Raw genomic sequence first — 18,390 nt, 5'->3', positions numbered from 1 at the left:
AATGTGTGGCAGGCCGTGGGCCGGGGAGCGCCCCCGGACCGCGAAGCGGAGGCAGCCGGGCTGATTGTCACAGGTGGCGCCTAGAGTCTCTCCCACTCGTCACGGTGCGTTGCCGCTGACGTGTTTCATCAGCGTGCCGCCCGGTCGGCGGCCGTCCGGAACAAGGGGAGAACAGCGCATGGGGTGGGTTCCGGCGGGCGACTACGAAGTCGCTCTGGAGGCGGGCAAGGTGGTCTGCCGCAACGGGAAGGGCCGCCGGCTGAAGTCCGTTCCGGCCAAGGTGAAGGACGACCCGGCGGTCGTCGGACTCCGGCAGTTGACCGAGTGGCTGGAGCAGCACGAGCACCAGTGCCTGGCCGACGTCGAGCAGTGGATGGTGCGTTCGCTGCCGGTCCCCACCGCCGTGCTCGCCCAGGTCTGGCCCGACCCGGCGTGGCAGACGGCCCTGCGGGACGTGGTGGTCACCGGTGCCGACGGCGGGGTCGCCGGGTTCCTGCGCGATGTCGACCCCCAGCGCGGTCTCGGACTCGTCGACCTGGACGGTGACACGGTCCGCATCACCCCGGACGTCGTCAGCGTGCCCCACCCCGTCCTTCTCGACGACCTCGACGAGCTGCGGGAGTTCGCGGTCGAACTGGGCGTACGGCAGAGCGTGGACCAGCTGTTCCGCGAGGTGTGGCGCCGTCCGCCCGGCCTCGCCCCGGACACCACGTCCGTGGATACCTACGCCGGTGGCGCGTTCAAGGAACTGCGCTTCCTGCACGGCCGCGTCACCCAGCTCGGGTACCGGTCGCGCGGTGGGTACGCGGTCTGCCCGGTCGTCGAGGACGGGGCGAGCGTCGAGGCGCGCATCTGGATCGGCGAGCACGACGGATACGACGAGTACGGCACCGAGACGGGCCCCCTGGGCTGGACCGACCCTGCGGGGCGCACGCTGACGGCCGCCGAGGTCGGCCCCGTCGCATGGTCCGAGGGCATGCGCATGGCGGCGGCGCTCTACGCCGGCCGGGACGTGGCGGACGAGGAGCGGGCGGCATGAGCACCACGACGACGAATACAGACGCGAACACGACGGCGACGGGCGCGGCGTTCATCCCCGCCCAGGCCCGCAGCGGGAGCAACGCCGCCCCCGCCGACGAGGCCCGCACGGCGGCCCTGCTGGAGGCGGGCGCGATCCTTCGGGCCGGCGCCACCGACCGGGACGACGCCGACGCGCTGACCGCCCGCACCTACACGCACACCGCCCTCGGCGACCGGCCCGTGGTCCGGCTCGTGCCCGGCACTCTCGGCGAGGCCGAGGACCTGGCCCTGGAGTTCCTCGGGCTGGCCCGGACCGCCGAGGCCCCGGTCGTGGGGCAGGTGCGCCGCGAGACGCTGGGCTTCCCGGCGTGGGCGCTGGTCAACGACCCGGCCAACGGGCACCACGCCCTGGCCCTCGTCAAGGACATCGAACGGCTGGGCCGGCAGGCCAGGACCCGAGCCGGAGCGGCCAAGGACGGCTTCGACGCACTCGGCAGCCGGCTCGGCCGGGCCGTACCCCACTTCCTGCCCACCTACTACGAGCAGGTCGCCCGCCTCTTCCTCCAGGCCGAGAACACCACCTACGCCGCCTCCTTCTTCGGCAAGGCGCGCGAGGCCGAGCGGGTGCACGGACTCGTCGTGGACGAGGACCGGCAGCGGGCCGTCTTCCTGGAGTTCGCCTTCGCCGGGGCGCTGACCGTCAAGGCGTTGCGGCAGTACGTGCGGGACCTGGCGGCCCGGCTCGCGCCGGCGGACGCCTGGGCGCAGTTCCGTCGTCTGCTGGTCGAGCGCTGCGCGGCCGGCATGCCGCCTTACGCGGCGCTGCCGCAGGACGTGCGCACGCTGGTCAAGGTCGCCGGGCTGGACCGCGAGGCCGCCGAGCTCGACCTGGTGGCCGATCTGATCGGCTCGCCGGGAGTCGTCCGCGCCCCCGCCTCGTTCTGGGCGACCTACCGCCCCGCGCTCGTGGACCTCGCCCGACGGGACGAGGCCGTGCGGGTCCGGCTCCTCGGCTTCTTCCCGGAGACCTTCAGCGAGAGCGGCCAGGACACGGAAGGCGACAGCGGCTGGCTCGCGTTGCTGGCCGAGTCCGGCGCCGAGGGCCTGCTGACGGCCCTTCCCGGCACGTCCGGCCCCGCACCCTCCGATTCCGTCTCTCCCGCCGCCCCCGCCGCCGTCTCTCCGGCGGACTGGCTGGCCCGCTGGGAGGCACACCGAAGGCGCAACCGGGCCACCACGGGCCGCAGTCCGCAGACCCTCGGCCTGGCCGCCCGGATGGCGGACCGGCTGCGCGCCGACGGACGCCCCGTCGAGCTGTTCCAGGGCCGCTGGCGGCGCACCGCCGACCTGGACCTCCTCGACCTCTGCCTGGCCTCCGGCGTCCTCGTGACCGAGCCGGACGACCAGGTCACGGGTTACGCACAGCCCCCCGGCGTCTCGTTCGAGCAGTGGCTCACCGACACCGCGCCCGGCGCCCGGGATCTCACCGCCGTGGCCGAACAGCCGTTCTTCCGCGCCCTCCTGCGCCGGAACGTCGGCGCCCTCGGCAACGGACACGGCCAGCGGCTGGACGACACCGTCATGGCGAAGCTGGCGGCGCACCCGGCGCTCTCCGGAATCGTGCGGGAGTGGCTGAACACCTGCGCCGAGGAGTACACGGCCGCGCGGGGGCTCCCCGGGCTGCACACCGCTCTCGACAGTCTCTCGGCCTTCCGCACCGTGGTCGCGGACGTCGCCCCGGAAGCCGTGCGGCTCCTCAAGGGCCACGACGTCGTGCCGCTGCTCGCTGCCACCCTGCGTACCGGCGTCCTCGACGAACTCGGCTGGCCCGCGCTCGACGAGGCGTACGCCGAACTGGATGCCGAAGCCGTCGCCGTCGTACGTCAGCGGCACCACCGGTCGCTGAACGTCGGGGTCACCGGTGCCTGGCCGGCGCTGATCCTGCACACCCTCGAACGGGCCGTCGTCGTTGGCCCGGAGGGCGTCCTGCTGCGGCACACCCTGCGGCTGCCCGCCAACGTCGACCACTGGCGGACACTCGCCTTCCGTTACGTCGACGGCGAGTTGCTGGTCATCTGGTGGGAGGACGGCAAGCCGCACGGCTACTGGTCGCACCGTCCCGCCGAGGTCTTCGCCCTGGGCGGCGAGCAGATCCCCCGCTGGGGCGGCTCCGGCGCCTCGGACGACGTGTGCCTGCCGCTGCCCGGCGGCGGCCGCGCCACCGGCGGCAAGGCTCTGCACGCGGGCGACACCTCCCTGCCGCCCCAGCGCGCGGTCATCTCCGACGGCACCGGTCACTGGCGGGAAGGCCATCAGGGCACGCAGCAGGTGTGGCTGGAATACGACCCGGTCAGCGGCGCCCACGGCCGCTCCTCCCTGCCCGCCTTCCTGCGTTCCGGAGTGCGGGACGGCACCCGGCTGCTCGCCGAGCACTGCCAGGTGCTGCCCGTCCAGCCCGGTCTGGAGACCACCCCGTTCGGCACGGACGGCACGGTCCTCGGCCGCTGGGTCCGCCGCACGGTCACCGAGCCCGGCACGGCCGCCCCCGCCGACGGGCACCGGATCACCGCGGGCACCCCCGACGGCCGCACGGTCAGCCTGCCGGACCCGATGCCCGGCGGCCGCTCCCCGGTGCCGCTAGGGACCCTCGCCCTGCCCGGCGGCTCACGGCCGGTCGCCGTGCTCAACCACCGCTCCGTCGAGGCGTACCCGGCGGATCCGGACGGCACCGGTGGCAGCCTGTGGTCCGTCACCACCGACTCCTCCGGCGGGAACGACGCGGCGGGCACCCCCTACGTGCCTCCCGTCGCCTACTGGCACGCCCTGCGCCCGAGGGACGAGCGGGGTTCCGCCGCCCTGCGGAACCTGACGGGCTCCCGGACACAGGAGCTGTTCGAGGTCGTCGCCACCGCGGTCGCCCGGCACCTGGAGGCGTTCCGGGCCGCCAAGGAGTACACCGGCCCCACGTCGCAGGAGCTGAGCCGGGAGGCTGTCGCCCGGGTGCTGCCCGAGGTGTCCGACGCGCGGCTCCGCGCAGGCGTCACCGCACTCGTCCGGAACGCGGTGGACCGCGCCGCCGCAGTCGCCCGGTACCTGGAACCGCCCAAGCCCGCACAGCCGGACACGCCCCGGAACACCGCACGCACCCAGGGCATGTTCTTCGACCACGCGCCCGAGCACGGCGACGACACGACCCTCCAGACCGCCTCCGCCTGGCACTCCGAGCGGATGCGCGGAGGCTGGTGGGGGGCCGGGAGCCGGTGGACCGTGATCCGGCAGATCCTCGCCGTCAACCACGTCCTCGGCGGCGAGCCGGCGTTCGGCCCGCCGATATCGTCCAAGGTCCCGTTCACCCCCGTGGACGGCTGGCAGCGGGACGAGTACACCGTGCCCGACGGCTCCCTGACCTGGACCTCGCTCCTGGACAACCTGCCCGAACTGGCCTACCGGGCCGCCTCGGAGACCACCTCACCCGAACACCGCACCGCGCTCCTCGTGTTCCTCGACGCCCTGGCCGCAGGCCCGTTGGCCGACCCGGCGGGCACGGTCCGGCAGGTGGAGCTCGTCGAGCCGTTCCGAGGAGGGGCGACCGGGCCGGGACGCCCCGAGGCAGTGCACCGCCTCGGCCAGGTGCTGCGCAAGGGCACCCGCACCGTCGTGGTCATCGCCAACCGCGGCCGGCACTCCCGCAGCGACGCGGCACGCTGGCTCGCCCTGGACCACGACCCGACCGGCGCCTTCGGCCCCGTCCCCGGCTTCACCCTGGACCACGAGCACGTACACCGGCACGGCATCGCCGGCGACCGGCTCACCCGGCTCACCTCCCTGGTCCGGGAGAACGGCCCGGCGCCCTGGCGTCCGGAGGCCGCCGAGGCATTCCACGCGGCCACCGGAATCGGCCGCCTCCAGTCCGTCGCCCTGCTGTCGGCGGCCATCGAGGAGCCGGGCGCCGGGGCGCTCGCGCTGCTCGGGGTGAAGACCCGCGCCTTCGAAGTGGCCCAGGCCCGGCTGGGCGCCCTGCCCGGCGACGACCGGCACGCCCTGCTCCGGGCGTTGCTGCCCGCAGACCCGGCCGAGCTGTGGTCCACGGGCCCCGGCGTCCGGGCCGCCGCCGAGGTCTGGCAGGAGCGCCTGGCCTCCCTCGTCCGCGTCCCCGAGGAACTGGACCTGGACCTGTCGGGCGCCACCCCGGACGCCGTCGACCTGATCCTCAACGCGCCCACCCGGACCTGGCTCACCCACGGCACCGACGCCGAGGACGGAACCGGCCGTTCGGGCCCGCACCGGGTGGGCGGACGCGGAGCGGTCTCCTCGGCCCTCACCGCCCTGCGCACCCTCGCCTACGCCCTGCCGCACGGGCACCCTCTGCGGGCACACCTGCCCGTGGGGCTCGCGGCCCTGCGCGACCGCCTCGCCGACCCGGACCTGGTGCTGGACCTCGGTCTGGACTGGGCCGAGTCGGGAGGCTCGATCGGCCCCGTGATCCGCGCCGCCCACGGCCTCCCCGAGTCCGGCGGCGCCGACGCCGACGGCCTGGTCCGGGCCGGCACGGCGCTGCTCCTCGCCCCCGGCCACGGCAACAGCGAGAAGGTGCTGATCCGTCCCGCCGGTCTGATGGGCCCCGACGACCCGGCGTTCGGCCTGGTCGAGGGCACCGTCGGCGGTTACAGCACCCGCGATCTGCGCGCCCTGCGCGACGTGCTGGGCGAGCAGACCGCAGCGCTGGCCTCGGCGGGTGCCCCCGACGGCTCCCCGCCCCGCCCGGCCCAGGATCCGACGCGTGCGGTGCCGGAGCTGGTGGCCGAGGCCGCCGAGGCCCTCGGCCTGAGCCCGGACGCCGCCGCGCTCTACCTGATGCTGCTCGCCCTGCCCGACCCGACCGACCGCAACTGCGTGCGCTGGACGGAGTGGAAGCCGGCCCGGGTCAAGAAGGCCCGGACGGAACTCGCCGCCACCGGCCTCGTCGTGGAGGCGAAGCGCGCCCGCGCGGGCCGCACCCTGTTCCTCCCCTGCGGCTGGCTCGAACGAGGCGCACCCGGACTGCCGCTGGAGACCTGGAAGGAAAGCCTGTACCCCGTGACCGGATCCGCCCGGACCCTGCCGCACATCCCCGTGCCCGCACTGTTCGCTGCCGCCTGGGCGCGGGTGCGCGACGGCGAGGCCCCCGCCTTCGAAGAACTGGAAACCCGCGCAACCCGGAAGGGCCGCCGCCGATGACGAACGACACCACGACCACGAGCACGACCACGGACAACGCCGCCGTGGACAACACCACCGCGGACAACGCCGTCACGGGCGGCGTCCCGGACCGAGCGAAGACGCCCGGCCGGGAACACCGTCAGGTCACGCTGCCCGAGGACCGGTACGCCGCCGAGCTGGCCTTCCTCGCCGCCCACGACTCCGGGCCCCGCCCACCCGGCTGGCTCCTCACCCCGCGTGCCGTCGTCACCTTCGTGACGGGCAGCGCGGGCGAGGCACTGAGCCTGCCGAAGGGTGCCCGGCCCGGAGCGGGGGTGCCACTGCGCATGGTGATCGAGCAGAAGTTCGTGGGCGAGCGAGCCCTGGTCGAACGATGCGTGGTCACCCTTGCCGGAGAGCGCGGCCTCCTCCTGGTGGGCGAACCCGGCACCGCCAAGTCCATGCTCTCCGAGCTGCTCTCGGCGGCCGTGTGCGGCACCAGCGCGCTCACCGTGCAGGGCACCGCGGGCACCACAGAGGACCAGCTCAAGTACGGCTGGAACTACGCGTTGCTGCTCGCCCAGGGCCCCACCGAGCAGGCCCTGGTGCCCTCCCCGGTACTCGCCGCCATGACGCGGGGTGCCGTCGCCCGCGTCGAGGAGGTCACCCGCTGTCTGCCGGAGGTCCAGGACGCCCTTGTGTCGCTGCTCTCCGAGCGACGCATCGCGGTCCCCGAACTCGCGGGCGGCGAGGGCTCCCAGATACACGCGGCCCCCGGGTTCACCCTCATCGCCACCGCCAACCTGCGGGACAAGGGGGTCTCGGAGATGTCCGCCGCGCTGAAGAGGCGCTTCAACTTCGAGACCGTGGGCCCCATCGGCGACGTGGACGCCGAGACCGCGCTCGTCCGGCGCCAGTCGCGGGCGGCCGTCGAACGGGTGGGCGCCGCCTACCAGGTGGACGACGCCGTCCTCGAAGCCCTTGTCACCGCCTTCCGGGACCTGCGCGAGGGCCGCTCCGTGGAGGGCTGGGAGGTCGAGCGCCCGTCCACGGTGATGAGCACGGCGGAGGCGGTCTCCGTCGCGGGCTCCCTGGGCCTGGCCGCCGCCTACTTCCCCGGCGACCGGGACGTGCTCTCCCTCCTGCCCGGCCATCTGCTCGGGGTCGTCCGCAAGGACGACCCCGCCGACGCGGCACGGCTGCTGGGGTATTGGGACGGCCCGGTGCGCAGGCGCGCGGAGCAGGGGGCGGCCACCTGGCGTGCCCTGTGGGACCTGCGCGCGGTGCTGGAGAACTGACGGATGAGCGAGCCGATCACCTCCGGGACGCGGGCCACGGCCCAGCAACCGTCCACCCCGCAGGAGCCGTCCACCGGCCGGGCGGCCGGGCCCGCCACCCCGGAGGCCGCGGTGGCAGCCCTCGCGGCGACCGGACCGGGGCTGCCGTTCCTGATCGGGGTGCGCCATCACGCGCCCTCGCTGGCCGCCGCCCTTCCGGCGCTGCTGGACGCGGCGGCCCCGGACGTCCTCCTCGTCGAACTGCCCGCCGAGTTCCAGCCCTGGCTGGGCTGGCTCGCCCATGAGGAGACCGAGGCCCCGGTGGCGCTGGCCGCCGTACTCGCCGAGGGCTCGGGGTCCGGTCCGGCCGGCGAACGGGGGCCTGCTTTCTACCCGTTCGCGGACTTCTCGCCCGAACTGGCCGCTCTGCGCTGGGCGGCGAGAAACGGGGTCCCGGCGGTGGCCTGTGACCTTCCGCTGGCCGACCGTGCGTGGGCCGGGGGCGGCCCGGACACTGCTGCCCCCGTCCCGGGCGCCGACTCCACGCCCGTGCCGGGGGAGGGGCTCGGGCTGTCGGACGCGCTCAGGTCCCGGCTCACCGGCCGGGACGGCGACGACCTGTGGGACCGGCTGGTGGAGGCGCTCGCGCCCGGGTCGTCGCCCGAGGCGCTCCGTCGTGCCGCCCTGCTCACGGGCTGGGCGCTGCGCCACGAGGCCGAGGCGCGGGACGGGGTGCACGGCACGGACCTGGCGCGTGAGGCGTGGATGCGTGGACACGTCGCCGAGGCGCTGGCGAGCGGGCGGCGGCCGGCCGTGGTGGTGGGAGCGTTCCACACCCCGGCGCTCCTGACCCCCGCCGGATCCGCAGAGGGCCCGGCGGGGGAGGCATCCCCCGCCGCGCCCGAGCCGGGTGCGGACGTCGCCCCCGGGGCGGCGGCGTGCACGGTCTCCCTGGTCCCGTACACCTACCCGCTGCTCGACTCACGGTCCGGCTACCCGGCCGGCATCCGGGACCCGGAGTGGCAGCACACCGTCCTGGACGCCGCCGGGGACCCGGCCGCACTGCACGAGGCGCTGATCCGCACCGCGGTCCGCGTCTGCGCCGCCCTGCGCGAACAGGGCCACCCCTACGGCCCGGCGGACGGCCGGGAGATCGTCCGGGTGGCCGGGGACCTGGCCCGGCTGCGAGACCTGCCCGCACCCGGCCGGGGCGAACTCCTGGAAGCCGTGCAGACGGTGCTGGGGCGGGGCGAGACCTACGGCACCGGCCGCGCCGTCGCCGGCGCCCTGGAGCGCGTACTCGTCGGAGCCCGCACCGGACGGCCCGCGCCCGCCGCTCCACGCGGCGGACTGGGCCCCGCAGTCGAGGCCGAGACCGAGGCGCTCACCCTCCCCGGCCCGCAGCACGCGCACGAGAAGACACCGCGCGACCTCCGGCTCGACCCGGCCCGCTCCATCCTGGACCGGCGCCGCGAACTGCTGCTGCGCAGGCTGACGGTGTGCGGCATCCCTTACGCGCAGGAGCAGGGGGTGACCGGTGCGGCGGGCACGGAAGGGCTCACGACGCGCTGGCAGGTGCGGTGGACCCCGGCGACGGCCGCGATGCTCACCGCGGCCGGGGCCCGCGGGGTCACCCCGGTCCAGGCGGCCGAGGGCGTGCTGCGGCAGCGGCACGCGGCGGAGCGCGCGGAGGGCGGCCCGACACCCGCCCAGGTCGTCCGTGGTCTCACGGAGGCCGCCGGGTGCGGGCTGCCCGCTCTGGTCGACGAACGACTGACGGAGCTGGCCGCCGTACTCCCCGCGAGCGGCACCCTTCCCGAACTCCTGGGCGGGCTCGACCTGCTGGACCGCATCGACGCCGGCCACCTGCCGGGCCCGGCCACCCCCGACGACCGCCCGGCCCCGACCTCTACCGCGGCTTCGGACACCCCGGACACAGACACGGCCACAGCTGCAGGTACTGGCTCCGCCCGTGCCGCCCGCACCGCGCACGTGGCCGAACTCCTCACCTCGGCCGCGGTTCGCCAGGTCGACGGTCTGACCGGCTCCGAGGAGCCCGAGGACGCCCGTGCGCTGCTCGAACTCTCGCAGCGGGCCGACCGGGTGGGCGGCATCCGGCTCACCGGCGCCCTCGCCCGGCTGACCGCCGAAGGGACGCCGTTGATCGCCGCGGCCGCCGGTGCGGTCAGGGTGCTCACGGGCCACGAAGAGGCCGAGGCCTTCGGAGGCCGCGTCGCCTCATGGGTGGACGGGGCCGTCGACACCGCGTCCCGGGCCGCGCTCACCGCCCGCCTCACCGGCGTCCTGACGGTGGCGGGCCCGCTCCTGGCCGTCGGCGTCGGCACCCTGGACCCCTTGCTGCACCGGGTCGTCGAGCTGGACGACACCGCGTTCCTGGCCCGGCTGCCTGCCCTGCGCGGTGGCTTCGACACCCTGAGCCCGGCAGCCCGGGACCGGCTGCTGGACACCATCGAGGAGCGGCTGGGCGAACGGGTGGACAGCCTCGACGGGGACGATCCGGCCGAGCTGGCCCGCCGAACGGCCGCCGACCTCGCGGCCCGCGAGCTCCTGACCGGCCTGGGCCTGCCCGTCCCGCCCCCGGTGCACGACGACCGGTTCGCACCGCTGTCCGGCCACCGCGCGGCACCGGGCCCCGCTGTCGCGCCCACCACGGAGCCGGCCGCGCGGCCCCCCGAACCCGCCACCGAGCCCGCTCCCGCGCGCACCCTCGCACCAGCGGACCGGTGGAGGCTCGTGCTCGGCCGGCGTCCCGAACAACTGCCTGCAGGCTCCGCCCGTCTGGCAACCGCTCTGGACGAGCTCTACGGTGCGGGACACGGCGAGGGGTCCCGCGGCAACCTGCCCGGACCCGGCAGGCGTGGCGGCCGGGAGCCGTCGTTCCCCGGCGTCCGCGAGTGGTCCGAGGAACTGGCCGCGCTGTTCGGCGGCGGCATCCGCGAGGAGGTACTCGCCGCCGCAGCCGCGACAGGCCGCCGGGACGTCCTCGCAGAGCTCGACCCGGCTGCCGCCACCCCTTCCGTGGAACTGCTCCGGACGATCCTGCGGTACGCGGGCGGCCTCCCCGAAGCGCGTCTCGCGGCCCTCCGGCCCCTGGTCAGCCGCCTGGTCGAAGAACTGACCCGGCAGCTCACCACCCGGCTGCGGCCCGCGCTCACCGGCACGATGGCGGCCCGGCCCACCCGCCGCCCCGGCGGCCGGCTGGACCTGCCGCGCACACTGCGCGCCAACCTGGCCACCGCCCGCCGGACCGCCGACGGCACGGTCCAGGTGATCCCGGAGCACCCGGTGTTCCGCAGTCGCGTCCGCCGGTCGGCCGACTGGCGCCTGATCCTGGTCACCGATGTCTCCGGATCCATGGAGGCGTCCACGATCTGGTCGGCGCTGACCGCCTCGGTGCTCGCCGGGGTGCCGACGCTGAGCACCCACTTCCTCGCCTTCTCCACGGAGGTCGTCGACCTCACCGGTCACGTGCACGATCCTCTCTCGCTCCTGCTGGAGGTGAGTGTGGGCGGGGGCACGCACATCGCCGCCGGACTGCGGCACGCCCGCAGCCTGATCGCGGTGCCCAGCCGCACCCTCGTCGTCGTCATCAGCGACTTCGAGGAGGGCGCGCCGCTCGGCGGACTGCTGGCCGAGGTACGGGCCCTGGTGAACACCGGCTGCCACGTCCTCGGGTGCGCGAGTCTCGACGACGCCGGCCGGCCGCGCTACTCGACGGGCGTCGCCGGACAGGTCGTGGCCGCAGGCATGCCCGTGGCCGCCCTCAGCCCACTCGAACTGGCCCGCTGGATAGGGGAGAAGACCGCATGACCGCCGCCCAACTGCCACCCGTCGCGCCGGAGGTCACGGCGACACTGGTGGAGAACCTCTCGCCCCGGCTGCGCAAGCGGCTGGACGCGGCGGTCGCCAAGCTCGGCGCCCGCCCGACGCACCGCGACGGGGACACGGTGGTGATCGCCGTCGACGACGAGACGGAGCTGCGCCTCCACGCACCTGGCGGTGTGGTGGCGTCGGCCGATGCCATCAACTGCGCCTGCCTCCTCGCCCCGGCGTGCGTCCACCGCGCGGCCGCCGCCTGTGCCGCCCCCACGGCGGACCCCGCGCCGGAGCCGGACGACCGGGCCACCCATGCGGGCCCCGACCCCGCCGCCACAACGGGCTCAGCCCCCGCTCCCGATCCCGCTTCCGTTCCCACCTCCAACTCCACCCCCGAATCCGCCTCTTCGCCCGAGGTGGCGAGCCCGGCCCAGCGTGTCGCGGCCGACGCACTGTGGGCGGCGGGCGCCGCCGTGCTGGAGGCCGGCGTCGACGGGGCGGGCGCCGTCACCCAGGCGGCCCTCCTCCGGGCCGCCCACACCGCCCGGCTCCGTCAACTGCCGCGCGCCGCGGGCGCCGCGCTGTCCGTCGTCACCCTGCTGCGGGCGGCCCGCGCCGGAGATCCGTCCTACCGCACCGCCGGCCTCGTCACGGCCCTGGCCGAACTCCTGGGCACCGCGCACCGGCTCGGGATCGCGTCCGGGGCGGAGCTCGCCGCAGCCAGAGGCCGCGCGCGCCGCCCGTACACTCCGGATGGCTCGCTGCGCCTGTACGGCCTGTTCACCGAACCGGTGGTCACCGACTCGGGGCACGGCGGCGTCCGCACCTGGGTCGCCGGATCCGACGGCCGCCTCTGCACCGTCGGCGACGTGGCGCCCGGCGGCGCGGCGCGTGCGCTGGGCGTGGCGGACCGGGCCGTGCGCCTGGGGGACAGCGCGCTCACCCACCGCGAGCTGGGCCGGGCCGGCCTGGCGGTCTCGGGGGCGACGGTCTCCCCGGACGGCAGGCTGGGGGCCGGGAAGGGCGTCAAGGCAGTCACCGCCCGGGGCGCGGCGTGGACGGAGCCGCCGCTCGCGGCTCTGTGGGAGACACCGCCGTCCGAACAGGCCGCCCGCGCCCTGCGGTCCACCTCCCGCTACGCCGACCCGGACGGCGGCGGCAGCGACCTGATCTTCCTGGACGTCGAACTCCTCGGCGCCGTGCGGGAGCCGGGCGGCGCCTGCCTGCTCGCGCTGTGCGAGGGCAACATTCCCGTCCGGCTCACCGTCGCCGACGACGACCCCGCCCTGGCCCATCGCGACAACCTGATGCTGCTGGCCACAGCGCCGGGGGCACGGCTGAGGATCATCGGCCGCCTCGTGCCCGCCCCGCACCCCCGGCTCACCCTCCTCGCCTGCGCCCACCCCACCGGCGAAGGCACGATCGACCTCGGCCTCGACCGCCTGCGCCGCGCCGACCTCCCGGGCCCGGCCGCCCCCGGACACCCCGCGCCTCCACCGTCACCGCCCGGAGAGCCCGGCGCGCACTCGCCCCTGTACCTCCTGGAGCGCCGGGTCGAACAGACGGTCCCGGCGGGCCGCGCCGCCCTCGGCATGCTCGGCGACGTCACGGCCGAGACCCGCCGCATCAGCCGCGCGGGCCTGCCCACGGCCGCCGGACTCCTGGCCGCGCTGTGCGCCTCGGCGGCCCAGCGCGACCGCGACCACTTCGGCCGCCTCCTCCCCGCCGACACCGACGGCTTCGCCCTGCACTGGCTCACCGCGGCCCGTTACACGGCCGCCGTGGCCGAGTCGCTGTGTGCGGCCGCCTGGAATCCGATACGGGACAGCCCTTAGTGAGCGTTTCGTTCTCCGATGTCTGTTTCATTTGGTCTAGGTGTCGCGCCAGTTGAGGGTGGTCTCGTGGGTGAGGCGGCGGGTCATGAGGTTGATGGCGGCCAGCTGGATCATGGCTGCTGATCGGTGGGGGTGGGTTTCGTAGTCGCGGGCGAGGCGGCGGTGGTGCATGAGCCAGCCGAGGGTGCGTTCGATGACCCATCGGCGTGGCTGGACGTGGAAGCCTCTGGTGGTGGGGTCGCGTTGGACGATCTCGAGGTCGATGCCGAGGTGGGCGGCGTGTTCGACGGCTTTGGTCTTGTAGCCGTTGTCGGCCCAGGCTTTGCTGATCGTTGGGTGGAGTGCGGCGACCTTGGTCATGAGCTGGGTGCCGGCCGCGGAGTCGTGGACGCTCGCGGCGGTGACGGCGACGGCCAGGAGGAGGCCGAGGGTGTCGGTGACGATGTGCCGTTTGCGTCCGATGATCTTCTTGGCCGGGTCGATACCTTGGCTGGTCAGGGGGACGGTGGCGGAAGTCTTGATGCTCTGGCTGTCGATCAGGCAGGCGCTGGGCTGGCTCGCGCGGCCTTCGGCCTTGCGGACCTTGCCGCGGAGGATGTTGGTGAGCTGGTCGAAGATGCCGTCGGCTTCCCAGCGGGCGAAGTAGCCGTAGACGGTCTGGTGGGGTGGGAAGTCGTGGGGGAGGTAGCGCCAGGGAATGCCGGTGCGGTCGACGTAGAGGATGGCGTTCATCAGGGTGCGTAGGTCGTGGGTGGGCTTGCGGATGCCGGCGCGGGCCTGGCGCCAGGCTTCCAGCGTGGGGCGGATGAGTTCCCAGCGGGCGTCGGACAGGTCGCTGGGGTAGGACTGTGAGGGCTGCATGATGCCTGGGTACGCGGCGGCAGCCGACCTGGGCAGGGCGTGCGGCGAGGCATCCGGGGCACCAGGGCGCGAGTGCGCAGACCCGCATGAACCAGGTTGCTTCTGAATGAGACGGGATCTCTCATCAGAAACCCGGTGCATTACTGGTCCACGGATTGCCGTATAAGCCACTTCCCCGGCGAATCACCGCTCAGGGGACTTCGCTTGACCGCTCAGAATCGCAGCCAAACACCTGATATGCGAACCAAACGCTCACTTAGTGAGCGTTTCGTTCTCCGATGTCTGTTTCATTTGGTCTAGGTGTCGCGCCAGTTGAGGGTGGTCTCGTGGGTGAGGCGGCGGGTCATGAGGTTGATGGCGGCCAGCTGGATCATGGCTGCTGATCGGTGGGGGTGGGTTTCGTAGTCGCGGGCGAGGCGGCGGTGGTGCATGAGCCAGCCGAGGGTGCGTTCGATGACCCATCGGCGTGGCTGGACGTGGAAGCCTCTGGTGGTGGGGTCGCGTTGGACGATCTCGAGGTCGATGCCGAGGTGGGCGGCGTGTTCGACGGCTTTGGTCTTGTAGCCGTTGTCGGCCCAGGCTTTGCTGATCGTTGGGTGGAGTGCGGCGACCTTGGTCATGAGCTGGGTGCCGGCCGCGGAGTCGTGGACGCTCGCGGCGGTGACGGCGACGGCCAGGAGGAGGCCGAGGGTGTCGGTGACGATGTGCCGTTTGCGTCCGATGATCTTCTTGGCCGGGTCGATACCTTGGCTGGTCAGGGGGACGGTGGCGGAAGTCTTGATGCTCTGGCTGTCGATCAGGCAGGCGCTGGGCTGGCTCGCGCGGCCTTCGGCCTTGCGGACCTTGCCGCGGAGGATGTTGGTGAGCTGGTCGAAGATGCCGTCGGCTTCCCAGCGGGCGAAGTAGCCGTAGACGGTCTGGTGGGGTGGGAAGTCGTGGGGGAGGTAGCGCCAGGGAATGCCGGTGCGGTCGACGTAGAGGATGGCGTTCATCAGGGTGCGTAGGTCGTGGGTGGGCTTGCGGATGCCGGCGCGGGCCTGGCGCCAGGCTTCCAGCGTGGGGCGGATGAGTTCCCAGCGGGCGTCGGACAGGTCGCTGGGGTAGGACTGTGAGGGCTGCATGATGCCTGGGTACGCGGCGGCAGCCGACCTGGGCAGGGCGTGCGGCGAGGCATCCGGGGCACCAGGGCGCGAGTGCGCAGACCCGCATGAACCAGGTTGCTTCTGAATGAGACGGGATCTCTCATCAGAAACCCGGTGCATTACTGGTCCACGGATTGCCGTATAAGCCACTTCCCCGGCGAATCACCGCTCAGGGGACTTCGCTTGACCGCTCAGAATCGCAGCCAAACACCTGATATGCGAACCAAACGCTCACTTAGACCGTGTCCTGCATGGTCAGTTCGTGGAATCGTTTGTAGCAGCAGAGTGCGGCCGCGAGTCCGAGAAAGGCCAGGTAGTTGCCTGGTTTCCGCTCCGTAGCGGTGGTTGAGCCGGCGGTAGCCGGTCAGCCACGACATCGTCCGTTCGATCACCCGTCTGCGGCGGCCGAGCCGCTCGCTGGAGTCAATGCCTTTGCGGGCGATGCGGACTCCGATGTGCTTGCCCCAGAGCCACCGCCGCAGGCGAGGGACGTCATACGCCGTGTCGGCAGTGAAGGCGACGGGGCTTCGATTCCCGCGCGTGGGATTCGTGTCCCATGTGGAAATGGGACAGCATCGGCTTCGATGACGAACCGGCGGTGCACGGTGGGGCTTCGACGCACCGAAGCACGGCGGTAAGGCCCGCCAGGCGCACCCGCTGACCAGCACGTAGATGATCGCCGCGAAGACTGCCTCGTCATCGATGTTCGCGAGCCCACCGCCCTGCGGACGAACTCGGGCCGGCGGCAGCAACGGCCGTGCTGTCTCCCACAGCCCGTCCGCAACGATCCATCCCCACCGTCCACTTCCCATGACCAGCCCAACCGCCAACTGGCCATGTAGGGCGCGGTCTCACTGTTCGGTCTCGATCGCGTTCTGGATCAGGCATCTCGCCAGCGCCTTGCCGTGGCCGAGCGGCTCCGGTGTCCGTCCGCGTTGGAGGTTGGCCATGGCTCCGTCGTACACGAGCAGCACGTTGCCTGCCAGGGCGGCGGGGTTCTCGGGGGTGACAGTTTCCGCCAGCCGGTTCAGCCGCGTGAGAAGGAGCGTGGACTCCGCCTCGATCACGGCGCGGGCGGGGTGATCGAGGTCAGGCAGCTCAATGCTGGTCGCGAGGAAGGCGCACCCGCGGCCCGGGGTGTACCGGTCCCGGTAGGCGGAGACAGCGTCGAACAGGGCCAGGAGCTTGTCGGCGGGTGCGGCTGCGGCGTCTACCGCTTCCTTCCATACCTGTTCCCAGCGGTCCAGGCGCCGTTGCAGCGCGGCTGCGACCAGGCCGTCCTTTCCCCCGAAGTGCGCGTAGAGCGTGGCGGGGGCGACGTGGGCCTGGTGCAGCACCTGATCGACGCTGGTGCGGGCGATGCCGTTCCGGGAGAAGAGCTCGTCGGCTGCGTCCAGCAATCGGTCCCTGGCGGACGGTCTGGCCGTGGCCTCAGCGGTGTCAGCGGTGTCCTGGTCCATGCGCCCAGCATAACGAGCGTTACAGTGAAACGATCGTTTCAATGAGGCAAGGGAAGACTGAGCGCCTCCTGCCTTCTACCGGAGGTGCGCACGTGAGCGAACCGACCACCATGGGGCCTGCCCGTATCCGAGCATTCATCGGCGCGGGCCTGGTCCTCGTCAGTTGTCTGAGTGTGCAAGCCTCAGCAGCACTCGCCTCGACACTCTTCGACCGGCTGGGTGCTCCCGCCGTCGCCGGGCTGCGGCAGCTCTGCGCTGCCCTCTTCCTGATGGTGCTGGTGCGGCCGAGGGTCCGTGGCCACACGCGGCAGGACTGGGCCGGCATGGTCATCTACGGCGCGGCGATGGCCGTCATGAACGTGGCCTACTACTGCACGGTGGGCCGCCTCCCACTCGGCGTGGCGGCGACGCTGCTGTTCCTCGGTCCGTTCGTCGTGGCGGTCGCCTCGGCGCGCGCTTGGCGCGAAGCGCTCCTCCCGGCAGTCGGCCTGGCGGGCGTAGTCCTGGTAACGGAACCCGGCGGGACGGACGAGTGGGCGGGAATCGCCTCCGGACTGCTCTCCGCGCTGGCCCTTGCCTGCTACACCGTCTTCGCTCAGCGCGTGGGCAGGGCGTCCTCCGGATTGGAGGGACTGGCCGTATCGGTCTGCATATCGGCGATCCTGCTCCTCCCCTTCTCCCTTCCCGCCGCCCCAAGCGTCAACGGATCCGACCGGGTCCTGGTCGTTGTCTCCGGCGTCGTCGGGGTGGCTCTCGCTTTCACCCTGGATTTCCAGGCCGTGAAGATGGCCGGGGCCAAAGTGGTCGCGACGTTGTTCTCCCTCGACCCAGTGATGGGCGCACTCATCGGCGCCCTCGCACTCGCCGAGAGTCTCTCCGCACCGGTACTCGTCGGCATGGGACTGATCGTGTCAGCCGGTGCCGCAGCGACCTGGCGTGCTGAAAGCCGCCCAGCTCCGCCGATGCCAACCAGCACCGACCGCCCGTAACTCGGAAACGAAAAGCGTCATCGGCCGCACCCCACCAGCAGTCACTCCTTTTGCTGGTAGGACCAACGAACTGCCATGTAGGACACGACCTCAGGCCAGACCCCCAACCCGAATCACGCAGCGTTGCATGACGGGGCGCTGTGTCGGTGGTGCCGCTTGGGGTGCACCTGAACGATGCCGATGGCCCCCGACACGCACCACGTGTACGCCGGCGGGACGAACAACGCGATCGGCCTGATCGCGTCGTTCGTCCCGCCGACGAGTGTGACGTCAGCCGTTGCTGAGCGATCCAGGAGGACGTGAAGGCGGCACCAGGGCAGGCTTCGTCGTGCTTCGTCGTGCAGTGGGGCACGGCGGTGCCGTTGCCAGGTGCTTCGGCCAACTGGTCATAGCCGGTGCACTGCGATGCCTGCCGGCATCAGGCCGTGAGCCGTACGTCCGAGGAGGCGACCTCCGCGTCGGCCGGCGAGGCGAGCTGTTGCTCCGCTGCCACGAGCGCGTCCTCCACCGTGCGCGTGCCGGTGGTCACGCACAGCGTGTAGGACACGTCCTGCAGTTCCTGATCCGTCGGCGGCGTGCGCTCCTGAGAGTTCAGAAGCTGGAGCTTCTCGTACCGACCGACGAGACTCCGCAGGATCATGGGGTGCGCAATCAACACAGAAGTGCCTCTCGGTGTATGGGCTGCCAACGTCCTCGTGCCCCAGAAGGCGTAGACCAATCAGCCGACGTTCCAGTCCGCTTCCGCCCACGGGCGCTCCTCCCGCGTTCCGTACCGGAAGCTGCCCGCAGGA

General features: G+C 73.1%; 10 protein-coding genes and 1 pseudogene. 6 read left to right on the top strand and 5 right to left on the bottom strand.

The window, feature by feature from the left end:
• The first annotated feature begins 178 nt into the window (after nucleotides 1-178).
• From EDD93_RS38485 to EDD93_RS38465, 5 genes are read left to right on the top strand one after another with little or no spacing between them, the layout of a single operon-like run.
• Nucleotides 179-1,039, top strand: a complete 861-nt coding sequence (locus EDD93_RS38485; protein WP_123531433.1) for a DUF4132 domain-containing protein — start codon at nucleotides 179-181, stop codon at nucleotides 1,037-1,039.
• Nucleotides 1,036-6,237 (top strand): hypothetical protein, encoded by a 5,202-nt coding sequence (locus EDD93_RS38480; protein WP_123531431.1) that lies wholly within the window; start codon nucleotides 1,036-1,038, stop codon nucleotides 6,235-6,237. Before EDD93_RS38485 ends, EDD93_RS38480 begins: the two co-directional genes overlap by 4 nt.
• On the top strand, nucleotides 6,234-7,496 hold the full coding sequence (locus tag EDD93_RS38475) for an AAA family ATPase (protein WP_123531429.1): 1,263 nt from the start codon (nucleotides 6,234-6,236) through the stop codon (nucleotides 7,494-7,496). The genes EDD93_RS38480 and EDD93_RS38475 overlap by 4 nt, the downstream gene beginning before the upstream one ends.
• Nucleotides 7,497-7,499: 3 nt before the next feature.
• Nucleotides 7,500-11,306 carry a DUF5682 family protein gene (locus EDD93_RS38470; protein ID WP_123531427.1) on the top strand — a complete coding sequence of 1,269 codons (3,807 nt, stop codon included), beginning with the start codon at nucleotides 7,500-7,502 and terminating at the stop codon, nucleotides 11,304-11,306.
• Nucleotides 11,303-13,147 (top strand): hypothetical protein, encoded by a 1,845-nt coding sequence (locus EDD93_RS38465; RefSeq protein ID WP_123531425.1) that lies wholly within the window; start codon nucleotides 11,303-11,305, stop codon nucleotides 13,145-13,147. Before EDD93_RS38470 ends, EDD93_RS38465 begins: the two co-directional genes overlap by 4 nt.
• A 36-nt stretch (nucleotides 13,148-13,183) precedes the next feature.
• On the opposite strand, the gene EDD93_RS38460 is transcribed toward EDD93_RS38465, so the two are convergent.
• From EDD93_RS38460 to EDD93_RS38445, 4 genes and pseudogenes are all read right to left on the bottom strand, one after another.
• Nucleotides 13,184-14,008 carry an IS5 family transposase gene (locus EDD93_RS38460; protein WP_123523990.1) on the bottom strand — a complete coding sequence of 275 codons (825 nt, stop codon included), beginning with the start codon at nucleotides 14,006-14,008 and terminating at the stop codon, nucleotides 13,184-13,186.
• Between the two features lie 296 nt (nucleotides 14,009-14,304).
• On the bottom strand, nucleotides 14,305-15,129 hold the full coding sequence (locus EDD93_RS38455; RefSeq protein ID WP_123523990.1) for an IS5 family transposase: 825 nt from the start codon (nucleotides 15,127-15,129) through the stop codon (nucleotides 14,305-14,307).
• A 256-nt stretch (nucleotides 15,130-15,385) separates the two neighbouring features.
• Nucleotides 15,386-15,962: pseudogene (locus EDD93_RS40900) on the bottom strand (transposase).
• A 39-nt stretch (nucleotides 15,963-16,001) separates the two neighbouring features.
• Nucleotides 16,002-16,610, bottom strand: a complete 609-nt coding sequence (locus EDD93_RS38445) for a TetR/AcrR family transcriptional regulator (protein WP_123531423.1) — start codon at nucleotides 16,608-16,610, stop codon at nucleotides 16,002-16,004.
• Nucleotides 16,611-16,702: 92 nt separating this feature from the next.
• Here EDD93_RS38445 and EDD93_RS38440 point away from each other — a divergent pair, with 92 nt between their 5' ends.
• A complete protein-coding gene (locus EDD93_RS38440) occupies nucleotides 16,703-17,599 on the top strand; it encodes a DMT family transporter (RefSeq protein ID WP_260256137.1) in 897 nt (298 codons plus the stop codon).
• Between the two features lie 418 nt (nucleotides 17,600-18,017).
• On the opposite strand, the gene EDD93_RS38435 is transcribed toward EDD93_RS38440, so the two are convergent.
• Nucleotides 18,018-18,257 (bottom strand): DUF5133 domain-containing protein, encoded by a 240-nt coding sequence (locus tag EDD93_RS38435; RefSeq protein WP_123531421.1) that lies wholly within the window; start codon nucleotides 18,255-18,257, stop codon nucleotides 18,018-18,020.
• Nucleotides 18,258-18,390: the final 133 nt, after the last annotated feature.

Source organism: Streptomyces sp. 840.1 (assembly GCF_003751445.1).
GTDB lineage: Bacteria > Actinomycetota > Actinomycetes > Streptomycetales > Streptomycetaceae > Streptomyces.
The sequence above is the reverse complement of the archived record's forward strand: the minus strand, read 5'-3'. Positions and strand labels throughout refer to the sequence as shown.

Bases quoted from the DNA above. Each gene is read 5' to 3' on its own strand.
- EDD93_RS38485 (WP_123531433.1), top strand. From the start codon at position 179: ATGGGGTGGGTTCCGGCGGGCGACTACGAAGTCGCTCTGGAGGCGGGC.
- EDD93_RS38480 (WP_123531431.1), top strand. From the start codon at position 1,036: ATGAGCACCACGACGACGAATACAGACGCGAACACGACGGCGACGGGC.
- EDD93_RS38475 (WP_123531429.1), top strand. From the start codon at position 6,234: ATGACGAACGACACCACGACCACGAGCACGACCACGGACAACGCCGCC.
- EDD93_RS38470 (WP_123531427.1), top strand. From the start codon at position 7,500: ATGAGCGAGCCGATCACCTCCGGGACGCGGGCCACGGCCCAGCAACCG.
- EDD93_RS38465 (WP_123531425.1), top strand. From the start codon at position 11,303: ATGACCGCCGCCCAACTGCCACCCGTCGCGCCGGAGGTCACGGCGACA.
- EDD93_RS38460 (WP_123523990.1), bottom strand. From the start codon at position 14,008: ATGCAGCCCTCACAGTCCTACCCCAGCGACCTGTCCGACGCCCGCTGG.
- EDD93_RS38455 (WP_123523990.1), bottom strand. From the start codon at position 15,129: ATGCAGCCCTCACAGTCCTACCCCAGCGACCTGTCCGACGCCCGCTGG.
- EDD93_RS38445 (WP_123531423.1), bottom strand. From the start codon at position 16,610: ATGGACCAGGACACCGCTGACACCGCTGAGGCCACGGCCAGACCGTCC.